11 protein-coding genes are annotated in these 19,094 nt (G+C 73.4%); 2 read left to right on the plus strand and 9 right to left on the minus strand.

The annotated features are described in order from the left end of the window. Window positions 1-22: 22 nt before the first annotated feature. From ACWGO0_RS32995 to ACWGO0_RS33035, 9 genes are all read right to left on the minus strand, one after another. Entirely contained in the window at window positions 23-4,846 is a 4,824-nt protein-coding gene (locus ACWGO0_RS32995) for a hypothetical protein (protein ID WP_453543492.1), read from the minus strand. 80 nt (window positions 4,847-4,926) lie between these two features. Further along, entirely contained in the window at window positions 4,927-5,832 is a 906-nt protein-coding gene (locus tag ACWGO0_RS33000) for a hypothetical protein (RefSeq protein ID WP_453543494.1), read from the minus strand. A gap of 106 nt (window positions 5,833-5,938) precedes the next feature. Next, complete coding sequence (locus tag ACWGO0_RS33005) at window positions 5,939-7,465, minus strand: hypothetical protein (protein WP_453543496.1); 1,527 nt, start codon at window positions 7,463-7,465, stop codon at window positions 5,939-5,941. Between the two features lie 175 nt (window positions 7,466-7,640). Beyond that, window positions 7,641-11,267 (minus strand): hydantoinase B/oxoprolinase family protein, encoded by a 3,627-nt coding sequence (locus ACWGO0_RS33010; protein WP_453543498.1) that lies wholly within the window; start codon window positions 11,265-11,267, stop codon window positions 7,641-7,643. Further along, entirely contained in the window at window positions 11,264-12,319 is a 1,056-nt protein-coding gene (locus ACWGO0_RS33015; protein WP_453543500.1) for an SGNH/GDSL hydrolase family protein, read from the minus strand. The genes ACWGO0_RS33010 and ACWGO0_RS33015 overlap by 4 nt, the downstream gene beginning before the upstream one ends. Continuing rightward, on the minus strand, window positions 12,316-13,476 hold the full coding sequence (locus tag ACWGO0_RS33020; RefSeq protein WP_453543502.1) for a glycosyltransferase: 1,161 nt from the start codon (window positions 13,474-13,476) through the stop codon (window positions 12,316-12,318). The genes ACWGO0_RS33015 and ACWGO0_RS33020 overlap by 4 nt, the downstream gene beginning before the upstream one ends. After that, window positions 13,473-14,627, minus strand: a complete 1,155-nt coding sequence (locus ACWGO0_RS33025) for a glycosyltransferase family 4 protein (protein ID WP_453543504.1) — start codon at window positions 14,625-14,627, stop codon at window positions 13,473-13,475. Before ACWGO0_RS33025 ends, ACWGO0_RS33020 begins: the two co-directional genes overlap by 4 nt. Window positions 14,628-14,795: 168 nt before the next feature. Continuing rightward, the gene (locus ACWGO0_RS33030; RefSeq protein WP_453543506.1) at window positions 14,796-16,214 is read right to left on the minus strand and encodes a HEAT repeat domain-containing protein; all 1,419 of its coding nucleotides are present in this window, start codon (window positions 16,212-16,214) and stop codon (window positions 14,796-14,798) included. Window positions 16,215-16,479: 265 nt separating this feature from the next. Beyond that, window positions 16,480-16,872 (minus strand): ankyrin repeat domain-containing protein, encoded by a 393-nt coding sequence (locus ACWGO0_RS33035; RefSeq protein ID WP_453543508.1) that lies wholly within the window; start codon window positions 16,870-16,872, stop codon window positions 16,480-16,482. A 314-nt stretch (window positions 16,873-17,186) separates the two neighbouring features. Between ACWGO0_RS33035 and ACWGO0_RS33040 the strand changes: the two genes are divergently transcribed. Continuing rightward, complete coding sequence (locus ACWGO0_RS33040) at window positions 17,187-17,381, plus strand: hypothetical protein (RefSeq protein WP_073722514.1); 195 nt, start codon at window positions 17,187-17,189, stop codon at window positions 17,379-17,381. Window positions 17,382-17,418: 37 nt separating this feature from the next. Continuing rightward, window positions 17,419-19,038 carry a hypothetical protein gene (locus tag ACWGO0_RS33045; protein WP_453543510.1) on the plus strand — a complete coding sequence of 540 codons (1,620 nt, stop codon included), beginning with the start codon at window positions 17,419-17,421 and terminating at the stop codon, window positions 19,036-19,038. Window positions 19,039-19,094 lie beyond the last annotated feature (56 nt).

A 19,094-nucleotide genomic window follows, 5' to 3' on the forward strand; every position in this document is an offset into this window, starting at 1 on the left:
GTTCCAAGGACCGTTCTACGGGCTACACACTGCCCTTCGGGGCCTCGGCTTCCGCCCGTTCGGCCTGTGCCTGGGCCGCCGCCTCGGCGGCCTGGGGGGTGCGCTTGAACATCCGCGTCGCGGTGATCTCGCCGTGGACCGTCTCGGCGTCCGGATCCTGCTGCGGCAGTCCGGGCCGCAGGTGCTCCTCCACGCTGATGTACTTCAGCCCCGCCCGCAGGTCCGCGTCGTTACGGAGGCGGATGACCAGCGGGAATTCGGCGAGGGCCGTGGTGTCGAACAGGCCGGTCGTGTAGAGCAGCTGCACACCCAGCGCGTCCGACACCGCACGCTGGAGCTCCAGCAGGTAGGTGGCGTTGGCGCGGCCGATGGGGTTGTCGAGGAACAGCGTGCCTGCGTGCCGGTGGCGGTCCCGGCCACGGTCGTTGCTGCGGAGCGCCGCCATCGTGCAGTACAGGGCGATGGCAGCCGTGAGCAGCTGGCCGCCGGAGAAGACGTCTCCCATCTGTCCGACCGGGACCCGTTCGGCGCGGAGCACCGCGTCCGGCTTGAGGATCTCCACGGCGATGCCCTTGGGTTCGAGGGCTGCCTGGACACCGCGCAGGAGCAGGGACATGCCGTCCCTGCGCAGATCGGAGTTCTTCTTGAGGGCGGCGTGAGTCGCCTCGTCGATGACTTCGCCGAGCCGTTCGGTGAGGGTGGCCTGGTCCGGTTCCTCGAAGCGGATCCGCAGGAACTCCTGGCCCGACCACTCGCCAAGTCCCTCCGGCAGCTGGGAGAGCCGCTGTGCGGAGCGGAGGGTGGCGAGGGCGGACTCCACGAGTCCGCGCAGCCGGTCGACGATGGAGTCGCGGTTGCGCTCCAGCTGGGCCATCTCGTCGGTGAGGACGCGGAGCCGGGGGGCGAAGGCGGCGGCCCACTTCTCCGCGTGCTCGGGCAGGGCCGCCGCGGGGAGTTCCCGGATCTGCTGGCGTGCGGGGGTGCGGACCTGCTCGTAGCGGGTGGAGTTGGCGTGCCGTACGAGCACATCGCTCGCTTCCCGTACGGCGGTCTCGGCTGCCGACAGGTCACCGGCACAGCCGCGCAGGGACCGGCGGGCTTCGGCGGCGGACTGCCGGGCCTCGTCGAGGGTGCCGGGATACGGGTCGGGGGCCTCGGTCTCGTCGTCGGCGCCGTGGTCCCGGAGCAGGTCGCGCAGGAGGGCCGCCGTCTCCTCGAAGCCGCCGGCCGAGTCCTCCGCGGTGCGGTGCGCGTGGAGCAGTTCGGTGTGGGCGGCCCGGGCGGTGTCCAGGGCGCCGGTGGCGGAGGCCAGTTCGCCCGTGGCCGTACGGAGCAGGCGCTGCGCCTGTTCGGCGTCGGCCGGGACCAGCTCGTCCGGCAGTTCCGTGTGGTGGGGCTCCTCGTCGACGGGGGCGAGGCGTTCGGCCTCGCCACGGAGCCGGCCGAGCTGCTCGCTGGCCGTGGACGCCCGGGTCTCCAGTAGCTGGACCAGGGACTCGGCGCGGGCAGCCGCTGCCTGCCGGGAGGGGCCGTCGGCGCCGTCGGTGCCTTCGAGGAGCTGGGCGGCGCGGGTGCGGACCTTGTTGGTGAGCCGGTCGAGCTCGGTGAGCGCCGCGCTCTCGTCGCTCTCGGCGCGGGCCTGCTCGGCGCGCAGGTCGGCGCCGACGCCGACCTTCTCGTAGAGCTGCGACGCCGCGCGGTACGCCTCGCGGAGCGCGGGCAGGGAGGCGCGGGCGGTGTCGCCCTCGGGCTCCGGGAGCTTGTCCGGGGCACCGGCGATCTCGGCCCGTTCGGCGCGCAGGGCGCGGGCGGTGCGGCGGGCGTCGTCGCCCGCGCGCTGGGCCGCGCGGCGGTCCTCGTCGGCGGCGCGTGCCCGTTCGAGGAGGGTCGTGGCGCGGGCCTCGGATTCGGCGGCCTCCTCGACGAGTTCCCTCAGCCGGGTCTGCCACCGGGCGCGTTCGCGCAGGCGGTGGGCCAGTCCTGCGAGGGCGTCGGCCGCCCGGCGGGCGCGCTGGGCGGCCTCCTGGCGTTCGTCACGAACGCGCCCGGTGTCGGCGGCGGCCTCGTCGGCCTCGGCGCGGACCGTCCGGGCTTCCGCGAGGGCGGCCCGGGCGGTTTCGGCGGCCGTGCGGGCGGTACGGGCCGCCTCGGCCAGTTCGGCGAGCCTGCCGGGCGGGCAGTCGGAGCGCCAGGAGCCGATGCGGGCGGCGAGGGAGCGGTCGGCGGTGAGCCGGGCCGCCAGGGTCCGGATGTCCTCGTCGCGGGCACCGGTCCGGTGCCTGAGCGCCTGCCGTTCCTCGTCGGCCGCGTGCTCGTCGTGCATCGCCGGGTTCGGCGGGACGAGGAAGACCCCGTCCGTCGCGTCGCCCGTTCCGGGTGCCGGGACGGGGGCGAGGAGCGCCGCCGCCGTACCGACGGCCACCGCCGAGCGGGGCAGCAGGGCGGCGCCGCCCAGCACGTCCCGGGCGCGGGCGTGGGATTCGGGGTCGGTGATCACGACGCCGTCGACCAGTTCGGGGCGGGCCGCCAGGACCGCCGCGTGGTCGGCGGGGTCGACGGCCTGGGCGAGGTAGCGCCAGCCCGGCAGGGCGGGGATGCCGTGCTCGCCGAGGTATTCGACGGTGGCCAGGACGTCGGGTCCCGGCGGCAGCAGTCCGCCGTCGCCGAGCGCGCCGAGGATCCGCGCGTCGTCGGCGGCGGCCGTGCGGAGCTCGAAGAGCCTGCGCTCGGCGGCGGCGATGCCCTGGTCGAGCAGCTCGCGCAGCTCGTCGGCGCTGCCGTCGAACTCCTCGGCGCCGAGAGCCTGTTCCGTGGCGCGGGCGGGCCCGGTGGTGACGGGTTCGGCGACGGCGACCTGCCCGCCGGGTCCTGATGTGCCGGGACGGTCGGCGTCGCCGGGGGCGGGCCGGGCGGCCTGTGTGCCGGTACCGTGCGGCTCGGCCGGGTCGGTGGCTTCGTCTCCGGCGCCCTGGCGGGGCCTCGGCACGCCCGTGGGCTGGGCCGAGGGGAGGCCGAGGAGCTCGGCGAGGCGGTGGTCGGCGGCGATCGACTCGGCTGCCCTGAGCTCCGCCTCGTACGACTGTTCCGCCGCCTGCGCCCCGTCGGAGGCCCGGGCGGCGGCGAGTTCGGCGCGGCTCTCGGTCGCCGCCGCTTCCCTGGCGTGGTCCGCGGCTGCCCCGGCCGCGTCCCTGGCGGTGTCCCAGGCGGCGACCGCCGCCTGTTCCGACTCGCTCGCGGCGAGGGCCGCGCGTGCCGGGTCCGCGTCGGGTGCCGTGTTGTCGAGCCAGCCCGCCTGTACGGCTTCGGCCGTCTCCTGTTCGACCTCCGCCAGGCGCTGGCGCAGGTGGCCCGCCTCGCTGCGGGCCCGCTGTGCCTCGGTGGCGGCGGTGGTGGCGTCGCGGTGCGCGCGCTCGCCGGTGGCCTGGAGGACGTCGGAGCGCTCCTCCTCCTCGTTGGCCACGCGCTCCCCCGCCTCGGCGGCGGTGTGCAGGGCTCGTACGAGATCGGCGGCGGCCGTGGCCCGTGCGGCGAGGGCCGGGGCCGCGTCGCGCTCGGCCTCGCGGATGGCGACGGCGACCCTGGCGGAGCGGTCGGCCGCGGCACGGTGGCGCAGCACCGCTTCGGCGGCCTGCCAGGCGGAGTGCAGGGTGCGCGCCTCGGCCAGTTCGCGGCGCTGGGCGGCTGCGCCCTTCTCGGCGGCGGTCAGGGCCAGCGAGGCGTGCCGGTAGGCGAGTTCGGCGGCGATCAGGGCGCGGCTGCCACGGGCGCTTTCGGCCTCGGTGACGGTGTGGGCGGCGGCCGTGACCTGCTGGGCGAGCTCGCCGGTGCGGGAGCGTTCCACGGAGGCGCGGGCGGAGAGCCTGCGGGCGAGGGTGCGGGTGCGCCGTTCGGCGCCTGCGTGGACGTCCCTGCTGCGGGCGCGGGCGCCGGCCGCCTCGACGATCCGGCCGAGCAGGTCGACGGAGCCCGCGGTGAAGTCGCGCTCGGCGGTGAGCTCGGCGCGGCGGCCCAGCTTGTTGCCGAAGCCGCTGACCAGGTCGGCGAGACCGTCGGTGTCACGGGTGTCGGTGACGGCGCGGAGCAGCAGGTCGGTGAAGTCGGAGTCCTTCTTGACGGCGAAGAGGCCGGCGGCCTCTCCCTCGTCGGCGTTCATCTCGCGCTGGTAGCGGAAGAGTTCGGGGTCGAGTCCGAGGTCTCCCAGGTGCTCGTTCCACCGGTCGTGGATCTCCTCCCAGTGCACATCGAGGTGCAGGTAGAACTTGCCGGCGTCCGTCAGGGCGTCACGGAAGCCCTTCATGGTGCGGCGCCTGCCCCGTGCGCCGGAGACGCCCTCGGCGGGGCGGCCCACCGCGGTGGCCTCGGCGACCGGCAGCGAGTCGAGGCTGAGGCCGGGTCCGGGGCGGAAGGAGTACCACGCCTCGGCGAACTTGCGGGGGTCGCTGGAGACCTGGCGTCCGCGCCACTCGCTGACCTTGCCGACGACGACGCACTCACCGGTGAGGGTGTGCTGCCACTCCAGCGCGACATGGCCGCAGTCGTCGGCGAGGAGGAACTTGCGCAGCACGCCGGAGCTGGCGCCGCCCAGGGTGTTGCGGTGGCCGGGCAGCATCACGGAGAAGATCAGCTTCAGCAGGACGGACTTGCCGCCGCCGTTCTCCAGGAAGAGCACACCGGCGGGCGCGGGGCGGCGCGGCGGGCCGACCGGCTCGTCCTCGAAGAACTCCGCCTGGGCCGGGGCGGGGTTGGGTACGGGCTCACCGACACCGCGCAGGTCAAGCACGGTGTCGGCGTAGCGCGCACCGGCGGGCCCGATGGAGTAGAGGCGGACCCGGGACAACTCGTACATGGCGGCGGACTCTCGTCGGTCAGGCAGCGGGAGGGAAACGTCGGGGGCGGGGGCCGGTGGTGGCCGGGCCCGCGGGCGGGTCAGGCGTGGAAGGGCAGGCCCTCGTCGGCGGCCAGCTCGGGGCTTTCGGTGTCCGGTGGGGGCAGCAGCGTGGCGGTGCCGTCCGAGACCGGGACCACTCCGAGCTCCAGCAGTTCGGCCATCGCGGCGCTGCCCGCCATGTCGCGGACCTGGAGCTGGTAGCGGGCGGTGGTGCGGTACGCACCTCCGGCGTCGTCGCCGGTGCGCTGGAGGAAGCCCGAGTCGGTGAGGAAGGCGACGGCCTTGCCGATGATGCCTGTGGTGGATCCGGCCAGCCGCCGGGCGTCCTTCGTCGCGCCGGTGGCGCTGCGCCGGGCGTAGATCCGCCACCCGGCTTCGAGACCGGGGGCATCGGTGGCCGGGTCGGTGTTGTCGCCGTGTTCCTCGGCCCGCTCCTCCAGCCGGTGGCATGCCTGGCGTACGAAGGCGTCGACGCCGTTGACCGTGATGCGGCCGATGTATCCGTTGTCTGCGAGGTCCTCGGGGCGCGGGAAGGCCATGGCGGCGACGGCGAGGTGGGCGAGGCCGTGGAGGAAGCGGTCGGCGGAGTCGGACGAGGCGCGCCGGGCGTAGTCGCCCATGCGCACGGCGAAGACCGAGTCCTCACCCGCGGTGACGGCCATCCCCGCGCGGGTGGACACCTCCATGACGATGAGCCCGAGCCCGGTGGCCACGGCGTCGGCGAGCCGGGCGAAGGCGGGTTCCTCCCGGTAGCGGCGGAGCAGTTCGGCGTATTCGGCGTCGCGGGCGGGCAGCAGCTTGGGCTGGAGACCGAAGGAGACGAGCCGCGCGGCGTCGGCGGCGTCGGCCGGTGTCACGGGCGCGGGGGCGCTCGCCTCGGCCGCCGGGGCTGCGTCTGCCGGCTCGCTCCACGCGTCGGTGTGCTCGGCGTGGTACTCGCTCACGGTTGGGGCTCCTCGGTACGGAAACTGCGGAAACTCCGGGGTTCGGAGGGGTGGCGGCCGTCGGCCCGTGGGCTCGGTGCGTACGGCCGCGCTTCGGTGCGGGTGCTCATGACGCCTCCCTGCGGTCCGCGGTCGCGGCGGCGGTGTCCAGCAGTGCGGTGCCCACTATCAGGTCGGCGCCGCCGAACTCCGGGTCGTCGAGCTCCGTACCGTCGTCCACGGCGAAGAGCAGGCGCCGTTCGCCCTGGCGGTAGGCGGTGCCGACCGGCGGGCTCGCCGCGTGGACCGCGAGCAGGGCGACCAGATAGGGCAGGTCGGGATCGCCGCGCCGGGCCTCGGCCAGCAGGCCGGAGAGCCGGCGCGGTGCGTCGTGCTCCAGATCGAGCAGCGCCATGGCGTTCGCGAGCTGGTCCTCGCTGAATCTGCTGTCGTCGGGGGTGGCGATCAGGTCCGGTTCGGGCATTTCCGCGCCCAGGTGCTCGCGTTCCATGGGCGGCATGAGCAGCATGTCGACGAGGTCCCCGACCCGTACCGACGTGGGTGTACGCAGACCCGTGCCGTTGGCGAAGAAGGCGTCCGTGGCCCGGATGGCCTGTTCGACGGGGAGGGGAAGCAGCGGGGTGACCAGCTGCCCGTACAGATCGAGGCCCGCCCGTGCCGTCGGGGCGGCGAATGCCTGCCGGTCCTGCTCGGCGCGGAACAGCGGGCCGGCCTCCAGCAGCCTGGACTGGAGCTGGGTGTGGCGGCGGATGCAGTCCTTGACGATGTCGACGAGCTCGGCGGCGCGGCGCTTGTGCTCGGGGTCCTCCGCCTCGTCCCGTGACTTGCGGATGTTGGTGAGGATCGCGTTCTCGTGGCGGTAGCGGTCGGCGACGTGGTCCAGCGCTTCGGCGATCATGTCCGGGACCGTGTTGAGCCAGTCGACGGCGCGCACGTTGCGCCGGGTCGCCTCCAGGGTCCTGCGGAGCACTTCCGCGTACTGCACGGTGCGGTAGCGGGCCTGCTCGGCGGCGAGCTGCGCGTCGGCGAGACGGCCCCGGCTGATCAGGACCTCAAGCTTCACCTCCGCGGCGATCTGCGCGCTGGTGACGTCGGTGTCCAGTGCGCCGACCAGGACGTTGACCGCCTCGTCGGTGGCACGGAGATAGACGCTGCCGCCGTACCCGGGGACTTCCACGATGAGCTTGAAGTCGTAGTCCCTGCGGACGTACACCCCGTCGGCTCCGAAGGTGCCGTACACCGCGCGGAAACCGCGGTCCACGCTTCCGACGTTGATCAGGTTCTCCAGCACCCAGCGGGCGACCCGCTCGTGCTCGGCGACCGGGCGCCGGGGGGCCTGTGCCCCGACCCGCGGCAGGAGTCTGGCCACTATCTGGTCGTGGTCGGCGCCCGTGTCGAAGTCCATGTTGAGCGTGACCACGTCGATGGCGGCGAGGGCGATCTCGGCCATCGAGTAGACCGTGTACTCACCGGCGAGATTCGCCTTGCGCACGTCGAGGTCGTGCAGCGGCGCCGTGCAGGCGAGCGCGCGCAGCCGTCGCGAGAGCCCCTCATCGGCGGCGGGGCCCGGGGCGGGCCGCGGGCCCCCGCTGAGCTGGGGCGCAGCGTTGTCCGTGTAGGCAGGCGAAGTCACGCTGCACAGATTAGGTCCTCGCACCGACAACGGTCGAAACGGCGCAGAAGCGACCGACCGCCCAGCAGCCGCCGGAGGCGCGCGGGCCGGGCCTGTCCGGTACGCACGGGCCAGGCCCGCCCGATAGCCACGACCCCCGGGTCAGCCGGTCCGTCCGGTACGCACGACCCCCGGGTCAGCCGGTCTCCGGTCCCGTGGGTTGCCCGTATCCGCCACCGCCCGGTGTGCGCAGGACCAGTACGTCCCCGGCGGCCAGGTCGGCGGTGTCGCAGCCCTCCAGGGAGGTCACCGTCGTACCGTCGGCGCGCTCGATGTGCTGGCTGCCCGGGGCGCCGGGTCCGCCGCCGGCCATCCCGTACGGGGGCACGCAGCGATGGCTCGACAGCAGGGCGACGGTGACGGGTTCGAGGAAACGGATGCGGCGTTCCACTCCCTGTCCGCCGTGCCATCGGCCGGCCCCGCCGCTGTCCGTCCGTACCCCGAAGTTCTCCAGCAGCACCGGGTAGCGCCATTCCAGCACTTCGGGGTCGGTGAGCCGGGAGTTGGTCATATGGGTCTGTACGGCGTCGGTGCCGTCGAAGCCGTCGCCCGCGCCCGAGCCGCTGGCCACGGTCTCGTAGTACTGGACACGGTCGTTGCCGAAGGTGAGGTTGTTCATCGTGCCCGAGCCCTCCGCCTGGACGCCGAGCGCCGCGTAGAGGGCTCCCGTGACGGCCTGGGAGGTCTCCACGTTCCCCGCGACGGTCGCCGCCGGATGGACGGGCGCCAGCATCGACCCTTCGGGCACCCTCACCTCCAGGGGCTTGAGGCAGCCGCTGTTGAGCGGGATGTCCTCGGCGACCAGCGTCCTGAAGACGTACAGGACGGCGGCCATGACCACGGATTTCGGCGCGTTGAAGTTCCCGGGCTGCTGCGGCGAGGTGCCCGCGAAGTCGATGACGGCGCTGCGGGCTTCGCGGTCCACGGTCAGCGTCACCTCGATCACCGCGCCGTTGTCGGTCTCGTAACGGTACGAGCCGTCGTCCAGACCGGCGACGATGCGCCGTACCGACTCCTCCGCGTTGTCCTGCACGTGACGCATGTACGCCTCGACGACGGCTGTTCCGAACTGTTCGGACATGCGGCGCAGTTCGGTGATCCCCTTCTCGTTGGCGGCGATCTGGGCCCGGAGATCGGCGAGGTTGGTGTCGGGGTCGCGCGAGGGGTGGGCGGCGGACGTCAGCAGTTCCCTCGTCTCGGCCTCACGGAGTTTTCCGTCGCGTACGAGCAGCCAGTTGTCGAACAGGACGCCTTCCTCGTGGATCGTGCGGCTGAAGGCGGGCATCGAGCCCGGGGTGATGCCGCCGATCTCGGCGTGGTGGCCACGCGACGCCACGAGGAAACGCGGCCCGCTCTCCCCCGCCGGCTCGTCGAACACGGGCGTCACGACCGTCACATCGGGCAGGTGGGTGCCGCCGTGGTACGGGTCGTTGATCGCGTACACGTCGCCTGGACGCATCGTGGTCCTGTTGCGCCGCAGCACCTCCTTGATGGACTCCCCCATCGAGCCGAGGTGCACAGGGATGTGCGGGGCGTTGGCGATGAGATTGCCGTCGGCGTCGAAGACGGCGCAGGAGAAGTCCAGCCGCTCCTTGATGTTGACGGAATGGGCGGTGTTCTCCAGGCGTACGCCCATCTGCTCGGCGATCGACATGAAGAGGCTGTTGAACACTTCCAGCATGACCGGGTCGACGCCGGTTCCCACGGCCGTCCGGTCGGGGCGCGGGCGGACCCGGGTCAGCACGAGGTGTCCGGTGGGACCGGCCGACGCCTGCCAGCCGGGGTCGACGACGGTGGTGGCATCGCTCTCGGCGACGATCGCGGGGCCGGTGACGGTGTCCGTCGTACGGAGTTCCGTACGCCGGTACAGGCGGGCGTCCTGCCATCGCCCTTCGGTGAACATCCGTACGGTGTCGTGCGGTTGCGGACCCTGCGTACCGTGCGCGGGTTCGGCCGGGTGGGCCGTGCGGTGCGGTCCGGCCGCTCCGGTCGCCTCCACGGAGACCGCCACGACGACCAGCGGCTTGTCCATCGTGAAGCCGTAGCGTGCCCGGTGCGCGGCGAGGAACTCCTCGGTCATGGCGGACACCGTGCCGAGATCGACGGGCAGGCTCGCGTCCGTCCCGCCGTAGCGCAGGAGCACGCGTGCCCGGGTGGTGACGGCGGAATCCGGTACGCCGTCGGCGTGGAGGTCGGCCCGGGTGCGGCCGGCCAGTTCCTCGCAGAGTGTCTCCAGACGGCCGAGGGACTCCGTATCGAGTTCCGCCTCGACGGACTGCTCGCGCATCGCGGTGGCGTCGGCGAGGCCGATGCCGTACGCGGAGAGCACTCCGGCGAACGGGGGTACGAGGACGGTGTCGACGCCCAGAGCGTCGGCGACCGCGCACGCGTGCTGGCCGCCCGCTCCGCCGAAGGCGGCCAGGGCGTAGCGCGTGATGTCGTGCCCGCGCTGCACGGAGATCTTCTTGACGGCGTTGGCCATGTTCAGCACGGCGATCTCCAGGAAGCCCGCCGCGACCTGGGCCGCCGTCCTCCGGGTGCCGGTGGCCCGCGTCACGTCACCGGCGAGTGCCTCGAAGCGTTCGCGCACGGCCACGGTGTCGAGCGGCTCGTCGCCCCGGGGGCCGAAGACGGCGGGGAAGTGCGCGGGCTGGACCCTGCCCAGCATCACGTTGGCATCCGTGACGGTGAGGGGTCCCCCGCGGCGGTAGCAGGCGGGGCCGGGGTCGGCGCCCGCGGAGTCGGGTCCGACCCGGTAGCGCCGGCCGTCGAAGTGCAGGACGGAGCCTCCGCCCGCGGCGACGGTGTGGATGCTCATCATGGGCGCGCGCATCCGTACACCGGCCACCTGGGTGCCGAGCTCCCGCTCGAACTCGCCCGCGTAGTGCGACACATCGGTGGACGTGCCGCCCATGTCGAAGCCGATGACCCGGTCGTGTCCGGCCTGTTCGGAGGTGCGGGCCATGCCGACGACGCCTCCGGCGGGTCCGGAGAGCACCGCGTCCTTGCCGCGGAAGTGTGCGGCCTCGCGCAGTCCGCCGTTGGACTGCATGAACATCAGGCGGATGCCGCGGAGTTCACCCGCGACCTCGTCGACGTACCGGCGCAGGATCGGTGAGAGGTAGGCGTCAACGACGGTGGTGTCGCCCCGTGGCACGAGCTTGATCAGCGGGCTGACCTCGTGGGAGCAGCTGACCTGCGTGAATCCCAGGCCGCGGGCCGCCTCCGCCACGGCGGATTCGTGTCCGGGGTGCCGGTAGCCGTGCATGAGCACGACCGCCGCGCTGTTGATTCCGTCGTCCTTCGCGGCTCTCAGCCGCTCGGTCACCGCGGCGAGATCGAGGGTTCTCACGATCGTGCCCCGCGCGTCGACCCGCTCCGGAACCTCGATCACTCGCTCGTACACGGCCTCGGGGAGCAGGATGTGGCGGTCGAAGAGGCGCGGGCGGTTCTGGTACGCGATCCTCAGCGCGTCCCGGAAGCCTTCCGTGATGACGAGCACGGTCGGCTCACCGGTCCGCTCCAGGAGTGCGTTGGTCGCGACGGTCGTGCCCATCCTCACCACGGAGACCCGGTCGGCGGGGACGGGGTCTCCGGGCCGGAGGCCGAGCATGCGCCCGATCCCGGCGACGGCGGCGTCGCGGTAGCGGTCCGGGTCGTGGGAGAGGAGCTTATGGCTGATCAGATGGCCCTCGGGGTCCCGGCCCACCACGTCGGTGAAGGTGCCGCCACGGTCGATCCAGAACTCCCAGCGTCCAGTCATCCCTCCATTCTGGCCCGGGGTACGGACGCGGGAAAGGGCGGCGTGGCCGGGGCGTGCGGGGGTGGGGTGCCGCGGTCGTACGTGGGCGGTTCCAGCACGGCCAGCGCGCGGACCAGTTCGCGCTCGGCCTTCCGGTCGAGGGTGCCGCTCGTGCCGCGCGCCGCGTGACGGATCTCCGTCGCCGCCAGGTGGAGCAGTTGGGGCAGCAGGTCGGTGGAGCGGCGGGCCACCCAGCCGGTGCCCTCGGTGGCCAGCCACAACGCGGCGGCGGCGCGGGTGGGCGGCGGCTGCCGGGGTTCGATGCCGGGCGGGGCGCCGAGGGCGAGCCCGCGTTCGTCGAGGAGCCGGTGGAATCCGGCGGCGACCCTGCGGTGTCCGCGCTCGCCGGGATGGAGGCGGTCCGCGCTCCACAGCGAACGGTTCTCTACCCAGCTCCGGTCCGCGGCGTGCAGATGGACGGCGTCGTAGCGCGCGGAGAGCGCGTGCACGACGGCGTTCACCGCACGCTGCCGCCGGGCCAGGGGGCGGGCCAGCGGGGTAGGCAGCCCGAGTACGGACCCGGGATCGGGCAGACATGCCGTCAGGAGTACGGCTCCGCCCGCGGCGAGGAGCCCGCAGACCTCGTCGAGCCGCCGCGCCAGGCTCGTGAGGTCGAAGGAGCGGCGCAGGGTGTCGTTGACGCCGACGACGACGGATGCGACGTCGGGGCGGAAGGCCGCCGCCGCTGCGGCCTGGCTGTCGCGGACATCACCGGAGAGGGCGCCGCTGACGGCGAGGTTACGGAACTCCACGCCCCGTACCCCGTCGTCCAGCCCTTCGGCGAGCAGCGCCGCCCAGCCCCGCCGCCCGCCCGGCACGGGATCCCCGACCCCCTCGGTGAACGAGTCCCCGAGCGCCACGAACCGTATGGCGGGACCCGTGCCCCGTACCCCCGCCTGACCGCCACCGGCCACCGCCGCACCGCGCAGCAGGCACACGCCGGTCCCTGCCGCCCCCTGGCGGCCCGCTGCCTCGCCGCTCCCGACCGCTTCGGTTCCGGTCGGCCCTCTCATATCCGCGCCCCGGCGGCCCGGTGACGCTCCGGCACCTCGTGGGCCGCCAGGAAGGCGGCCACCGAGCGGTCCCAGCCGAAGAGTTCGGCCCGGGAGCGGGCCGCCTCGCGGCGCTCCCTCTCCGGGACGGCCAGCAGGTCGCGTACCGCCGCGGCGAACGCCTCGCCCGTGTCCGCCGCCGCCGGTCCGGCGGCGCCGACCACCTCCGGCAGGGCGGAGGCGGCGCTCACCACCACCGGGGTGCCGCAGGCGAGTGCCTCCAGTGCCGACAGGCCGAACGTCTCGGCGGGGCCCGGTGCCAGACAGATGTCGGCCGCGGCCTGAAGGTCCGCCACCCGCTCCCGGTCGGCCACGTGGCCCAGGAACTCGACCGGCAGGCCCGCGGTCCGGGCGCGGAGGGCCAGCCCCGCCCGTAGCGGCCCGTCTCCGGCGACGAGCAGCGCCGCCCGCATCCCGAGGCCCCGGAGCGCTGCCAGCGCGTCCAGGGCCCGGCCCGGCCGTTTCTCCACCGAGAGCCGGGAGCAGAGGAGCAGCAGGACGTCCTCGCCGCGCAGATGCCTGGCGCGCAGCGCGGTGCTGCGCCGCTCCGGGCGGCAGCGCCGCAGGTCCACGCCGAGCGGGGCGCGCACCACATTGCGTGCGCCGATCCGGATGAACTCGCGCTCCGCCCACTGCGTGGTGCAGACGATCCGCGTGTAGGCGCGGGCGCTGCACACGTTGAGGCGGTCGGCCGTCCGCGCCGCCGTCGCGGCGGGGACGCCCCAGGTGCGCAGGATCCCGTCCGCCGTCTCGTGGGAGACCATCACGGCGGGGGTCCTGGCTCGCCGCGCCCACTCGCCCGTCCACCGCAGTGTCGTGCGGTCGGACACCTCCAGCCGGTCGGGGCGCAGGGTTTCCAGCAGGCCGGTGAGGCGTCGGCGGCCCGCCAGCACGCGGTAGCCGCCGGTGCCGGGAAGGACCGGTCCCGGCAGCGTGATCACCCGGCCCTGCGGGGTCCGTTCGTCGCGGGCGGTGGCTCCCGGCACGATCAGTACGGGTTCGTGTCCGGCGGCGATGTAGCCCCGGCCCAGTTCCTCCAGGGCCGTGCGCAGACCACCGGACGCGGGCGTGACGAAGTTGGCCAGCCGTACGATCCTCAGCCCCCCGGGGGCGTTCACGCGGCCACCGCCGTGCGGTCGCGCAGCACCTCGTCGTAGTGGTTCAGGAGCTGGTCGCCGACGGCCGCCCAGGTGCGGCCCTCGACCGTGGCCCGCGCCGCCCGCCCGAAGGTCTCCGCGCGTGCGGGGTCGGCGACGAGAGAGGCGACCGCGGTGCGGACCGCATCGGCGTCGTGCGGGGTGACCAGCAGGCCGGTGCGACCGTGGTCGACGAGGTCGAGGGGCCCTCCCGCCGCCGGAGCCACCACGGGCACACCGGAGGCCATGGCCTCCTGCACGGTCTGGCAGAAGGTCTCGTACGGGCCGGTGTGCGCGAAGACGTCCAGGGAGGCGAAGATCCGGGCCAGGTCGTCACCCGTCCGGCGGCCGAGGAAGGCGGCGCCGGGCAGGGCCGAGCGCAGCGATGCCTCGCTCGGCCCGTCGCCGACGACCACGACCCGGACGCCGGGAAGTGCGCAGGCCCCTGCGAGGAGTTCGACATACTTCTCCGGGGCGAGCCGTCCGACGTACCCGACGAGCTTCTCCCCCGCCGGGGCGAGGCTGCGGCGCAGTTCCTCGTCCCGCAGGTCCGGCCGGAACCGTACGGTGTCGACTCCTCGCGGCCACAGGTGCACGCGGGGTACGCCGTGTCCGGTGAGGTCGCGCAGGGCGGCGGTGGAGGGGGCGAGGGTGCGGTCGGCGGCGCTGTGGACGGCGCGCATCCGGCGCCAGGCGGTGTTCTCGCCGGTGCCCAGATACGTACGGGCATAGCCGGCCAGGTCGGTCTGGTAGACGGCCACGGTCGGCAGTCCGAGCCGGGTGGCGACCGCCATGCCCCGCACCCCGAGCACGAAGGGCCCGGCGAGGTGGACGAGTTCGGCACGGTGTGCGGTGAGGGCGGCGGCGAGGCGGCGGCTGGGCAGGGCGACCCGGACCTGTGGGTAGCCGGGCAGCGGCAGGGAAGGGACGCGAACCACGGGGCACGGATCGCGGTCCTCGTGGCTGCCGGGCCCTGCCGGGTTGTTGGCGGATCCCGTCGCCCCGGGCGTGGCCGGGGCTATGACGAGCGGTTGGTGACCGCGTGCGGCGAGATGCCGTGCGGTCTGGAGGGTGCAGTGGGCCACGCCGTTGACATCGGGCGGGAAGGATTCGGTGACGATGACGACACGCATACCCGTGTTGTCGCCGCGCCGGACGTTCCTGGGCCGACTTGGATCTTTCCGCCCGGGGAACGTCCCATGAGCGTTTGAGCCACGCGCCCCTGAGCGTTCGCGCCGAGCGCCCCCGGGCGTCTGCGCCGAGCGCCCGCCGGCGCGCCCGCCGTCCTCGTCCGTGCTCCGTCAGACGGCGGGTGCGTCGGGCCCGATCCTGCTGCGTACCGCCGTCTGCACCTCGGCCTCCTCGGCGGGGTCCGCGGCCAGCCGCCGCAGGCGTTCGGCGACCCTGATGTCACCGGTCTCCGCGTGCAGTGCGGCGACTTCCCGGGTGGTTTCCTCGCAGTCCCACAGGCATTCGACGGCGAATCCGGTGGCGAACGAGGGGTCGGTGGCGGCCAGTGCGCGGGCTGCTCGTCCGCGCAGGTGCGAGGAGGACGTCTCGCGGTAGACGTGGCGCAGTACGGGAGCGGCGCAGGCGATTCCGAGCCTGCCGGTGCCGTCGACGAGGGTCCACAGCCGCTGGGTGTCGGGCCCCTCGCCGCGTACGGCCTCGCGCAGGGCGCCGAGGACGAGCGGGGCGTCCTGTGCCCCGCCGCGGCAGGCGAGCACACCGGCGGCCGATGCTCCGAGCGCGTCGGGCCGGTGGGCCCATCGGCGGGCACGGTCCACCGCTGCGTCTCCGCACATCCGCTCGAAGGCGCCGACAGCGGCTTCGGAGACGGTCCGCGAGGGATCGGCTGCGGCGGCTTCGATCAGGTCGAGAACCGCGGGGTCCCCGGCCTCGACGAGGTAGTGGAGCGAGGCGCAGCGGGCGCCTTCGGGGCCGCTGCGGGCGGCCTCGACGATCAGTGGCCGGTCGTCGGGACCGGCGACGGCCGAGAGGCAGCGGGCCGCCGGTACGTGGAGGACGCTGCCGCGCTCCAGTCCCTGCTGGGCCCAGTCGAACACGGCCTGGACGCTCCAGCCGGGGCGGGGGCCGCCGGGTCGCATCTGGCGCTGCCAGCGGTCGAAGGAGCCCTGTTCGGTGGCTGCCCTGACCCGGGCGCCGACCTCGTCCCGCGGGTCGTCGGCCCAGAGCCGCCAGGGGCGGGGCTCGAAGGCGTCGCGGACGACCGCGGCCAGTTCGGCGGTTCCCTCGGGGGTGGTGGGGAAGCGGCCGAGTACGGGCACGGCGAGCGAGCGCAGCCCGGCGTCGTCGTCGCGCAGGGCGAGCTCGTCGAGCGCCCAGGCCCAGTTCGAGCCGGTCGCCGCGTAGCGCCGCAGCAGCGCGAGGGCGTCATCGCGTCCGTACGAGGCGAGGTGGCCGAGGACCGCGAGGGCCAGGCCCGTACGTGAGTCGTCGGTGTCGAGGTGGTCCTCGGGGTCGGTCAGGTGCCGTTCGATCTCTTCGATGCCGCCGTCGAGATCGAGGTAGAGGCGCGCGTAGTAGAGGGAGCGGTTCTCCACCTGCCAGTCGTGACGCGGATCGCTCAGGACACAGTGGTTGAGAGCCGCCAGGGCCTCGGGGCGCGGTGCGGCGAGCGCGTGGAGCGTGCCGTCGCCGCGGCCCCTCTGCAGCAGGCCGAGCAGCGTGCCGCTCGGCGCTATGAACGGATCAAACATGGGAAAAGCCTCACATCAAGCTGTCGACGCAACCGGGACTGTGCAGTTCCAAGTGCCGGGAGGGCACTAAGCCGCGCAGCAACATGATCGGCCGACCGCCGTCTTCTGCCTGGTGTAGACCATCTTCCTCTGCCTCTCGTCGGTGGTCCTGAGCGGACCCGCGACGTCATGATGACCCAGCCATTTCGCCACCGCGACCACATTTACGACGGACCGGTCGGCGCGTGCGCCGCAGAGCGCCCCGGCAGGCACTTCCGCGATCACGTCAGCGGGCCCCGAAGAGTTCCAGCAGGTCGGCCTTGCCGAACATGCGCGCGGTGTCGAGCGCGGACGGCGTGCCGGAGGCCGGATCGGCCCCTGCGGCGAGCAGTGCCTCGATCACGGCCTTCTCGCCCTTGAAGACGGCGCCGGCGAGCGGGGTCTGCCCCCGGTCGTTGGGCCGGTCCGGGTCTGCGCCACGGCCGACGAGGGCGGTGACCGCCTCGGCGTGACCGTGATAGGCGGCGAGCATCAGCAGCGAATCACCCCGGTCGTTGGTGAGATTCGCGGGCACGCCCGCGTCGACGTACGCGGCGAGCGCGTCGGTCTCACCGCGGCGAGCCAGGTCGAAGACCTTGGTAGCCAGTTCGACCACCTCGGGATCGGGGGTTTCGCTCATCGGACGTACCGCCTTCCATAACCGTTGTCTCTGCCGCTGACCTGCTGGGGAGTACGGCGTGGGGCCGTACGAGTGAATCGTCAGGGTACTGGTCCCGCGCCGACATGACCCGGCCGGTATGAGGCAAAAGATCACCACGTGAGACCCGTTTCGGTCACGCAGCGTCGAAGTGTTCGGCCCCGACGGCCATTCCCTGTCGGCCAGTCAAGTGAAAATGTCAGCTTTTCACTCAATTGCACCTTTTATCGTATAGATACTTCCCGTAATCCTGGAAGGACTCATGGTGACTGTCCCCTCAACCAGGAGAACGACTCATGATCCTTTCCATCTCGGGCGTCGTACTGCTCGGCATCATCGTCTTTCTGTTCTTCAAGAAGGACGGCCTCAAGGCATCGCACGCCCTGATCTGCGCCCTGTTCGGCTTCTATCTGGCCGGCACCGCCATCGCACCGAGCATCACGGCGGGCGGGGCGAGCCTCGCCGGTCTGCTCGGCGGGATCAAGTTCTGACGCTCAGCGACCGTTCCCACCCCTTCAGGAGACCGACGTGGCCCGGCGACCACTCCCCCGCATTCTGAGCAGCGGCAGCGCATCGATCACTCGCAGTCGAGAGTTCGCGCGCACGGCCGCCGACAGTGCCACCGACGTCCTCCATCCGCTGATCACGATCGTTCGTGGTCTGCGGCTGCTGGCCGCAGCAGGACGGCAGAAGTGGGCCGCGACGGCCAAGGACCGGCGTGGTCCCACGCTGTTCCTCGCCGCGGCCTGCGTACTCGTGGTGGCGCTCATCCCGTACGGGCCGTTGCTGGCCGTGATCACGGTGATGAGCGCTGCCGCATGGAAGGGGCGGGACCGTACGCCCGCGAAGACCGGCCCCGACGAGGCGGAGACCGGGCGCCTCCAGGCTCTCTACGAGGCGCTCGTCCCGTACTTCTCGACGGCCGACGACCCCAGTCCGCTGTTCTCCCACGGCGGCGACTGGGAGAAGGGTTTCGGCAGCCACACCTTCGACGCCGACGGGCGTCTCACCAGCCTCCAGGTGAACTACCCCGCGTACTTCACCGACAGCGAGCCGGCCTCCCGCGCCCGGATCGAGCAGCTGCTCCAGGCCAAGTCCGGCCGGGGCCGCGAATACCACTTCGCCTGGGACGAGGAGAGCAACAACCTCGTCATGACCGTGCTCGACGCGCTGCCCGTCTCGATCGCGGCCCAGCGCTTCGTGACCGCTCCCGGCGAGACCGTGCTGGGCTTCACCGACGCCGACGCCGTGCAGCGCACCGTGCCCGTGCGGGACGGCGACGCCACGCGTGACGCGCCGCCGGTCGTCTGGCGCACCGGGGCCCGCTCGACGGAGCCCCATCTGCTCGTACTCGGGCAGCCCGGCAGCGGCACCACCACCCTGATGCGTTCCATCGCGCTCCAGGCGCTCCAGCACGGCGACATCATCGTCGTCGAAGGCAGCGGGACCGGCGAGTACGGCTGCCTGACCGGGCGTACGGGAGTGCTGGCCGTGGAGTGCGGACTCGCCGGGGCGCTGGCGACGCTCGAATGGGCGGCCCACGAGACGGAGCGGCGGCTGATCTCCGCCAACCGGGCCCGCCAGGCCGGGCACCCCGCCCCCGAGGACACCAAGCGTCCGCTCTGGATCCTGCTGGACCGGCCGAGCATCCTCGGTCATCTGGCCGCCGCCGACGGCAGACCGGACCCGCAGGAGCTGCTTCAGGTACCCCTCCGGCACGGCAGGGCGGCCGGGGTCACGGTGGTCATGGCGGACCAGTTCGACAGCACCGACACCCTGACCGAGACCGTGCGGACCCACACCCGCGCCAGGGCCGTCCTCGGCCCGGCGTCGCGCGAGCAGATCGAGGCCGTGCTCGGCGCCGAGCCGCACACCACGCCGACCCCGGACGTCCCGCCGGGCCGGGGTTATGTGCGCCTCGGCACGGGTCCCGTCCTGCGCCTCCAGGTACCGGCCACCCCGGACCCGTACGACGACGCCACCAGCGAGGCCCACCGGCAGGCAGTGGTCGACCTGCTGCCCGACCGGCCGTCCGACTCGCCCGCCGAGCCGGTGACCGCACCCGTCCCCGTGGCCGTCGAGGCGGCCGTCGCGGAGCCGGCGCCCAGGGACCCGTTGATCGGCACTCCGGCCATCGCCGAGGGGTGAGGGCCACCGGACGCGATGAGATACGGCGGTGGGCGGTGGCGGACACGTAAGTCCGC

The sequence above is a fragment of the Streptomyces sp. NPDC055749 genome (assembly GCF_053617235.1).

Excerpts from the sequence above, each read along its gene's own strand:
- ACWGO0_RS32995 (WP_453543492.1), bottom strand. The coding sequence starts at position 4,846 with ATGTACGAGTTGTCCCGGGTCCGCCTCTACTCCATCGGGCCCGCCGGT.
- ACWGO0_RS33010 (WP_453543498.1), bottom strand. The coding sequence starts at position 11,267 with ATGACTGGACGCTGGGAGTTCTGGATCGACCGTGGCGGCACCTTCACC.
- ACWGO0_RS33015 (WP_453543500.1), bottom strand. The coding sequence starts at position 12,319 with ATGAGAGGGCCGACCGGAACCGAAGCGGTCGGGAGCGGCGAGGCAGCG.
- ACWGO0_RS33025 (WP_453543504.1), bottom strand. The coding sequence starts at position 14,627 with ATGCGTGTCGTCATCGTCACCGAATCCTTCCCGCCCGATGTCAACGGC.
- ACWGO0_RS33030 (WP_453543506.1), bottom strand. The coding sequence starts at position 16,214 with ATGTTTGATCCGTTCATAGCGCCGAGCGGCACGCTGCTCGGCCTGCTG.
- ACWGO0_RS33035 (WP_453543508.1), bottom strand. The coding sequence starts at position 16,872 with ATGAGCGAAACCCCCGATCCCGAGGTGGTCGAACTGGCTACCAAGGTC.
- ACWGO0_RS33040 (WP_073722514.1), top strand. The coding sequence starts at position 17,187 with ATGATCCTTTCCATCTCGGGCGTCGTACTGCTCGGCATCATCGTCTTT.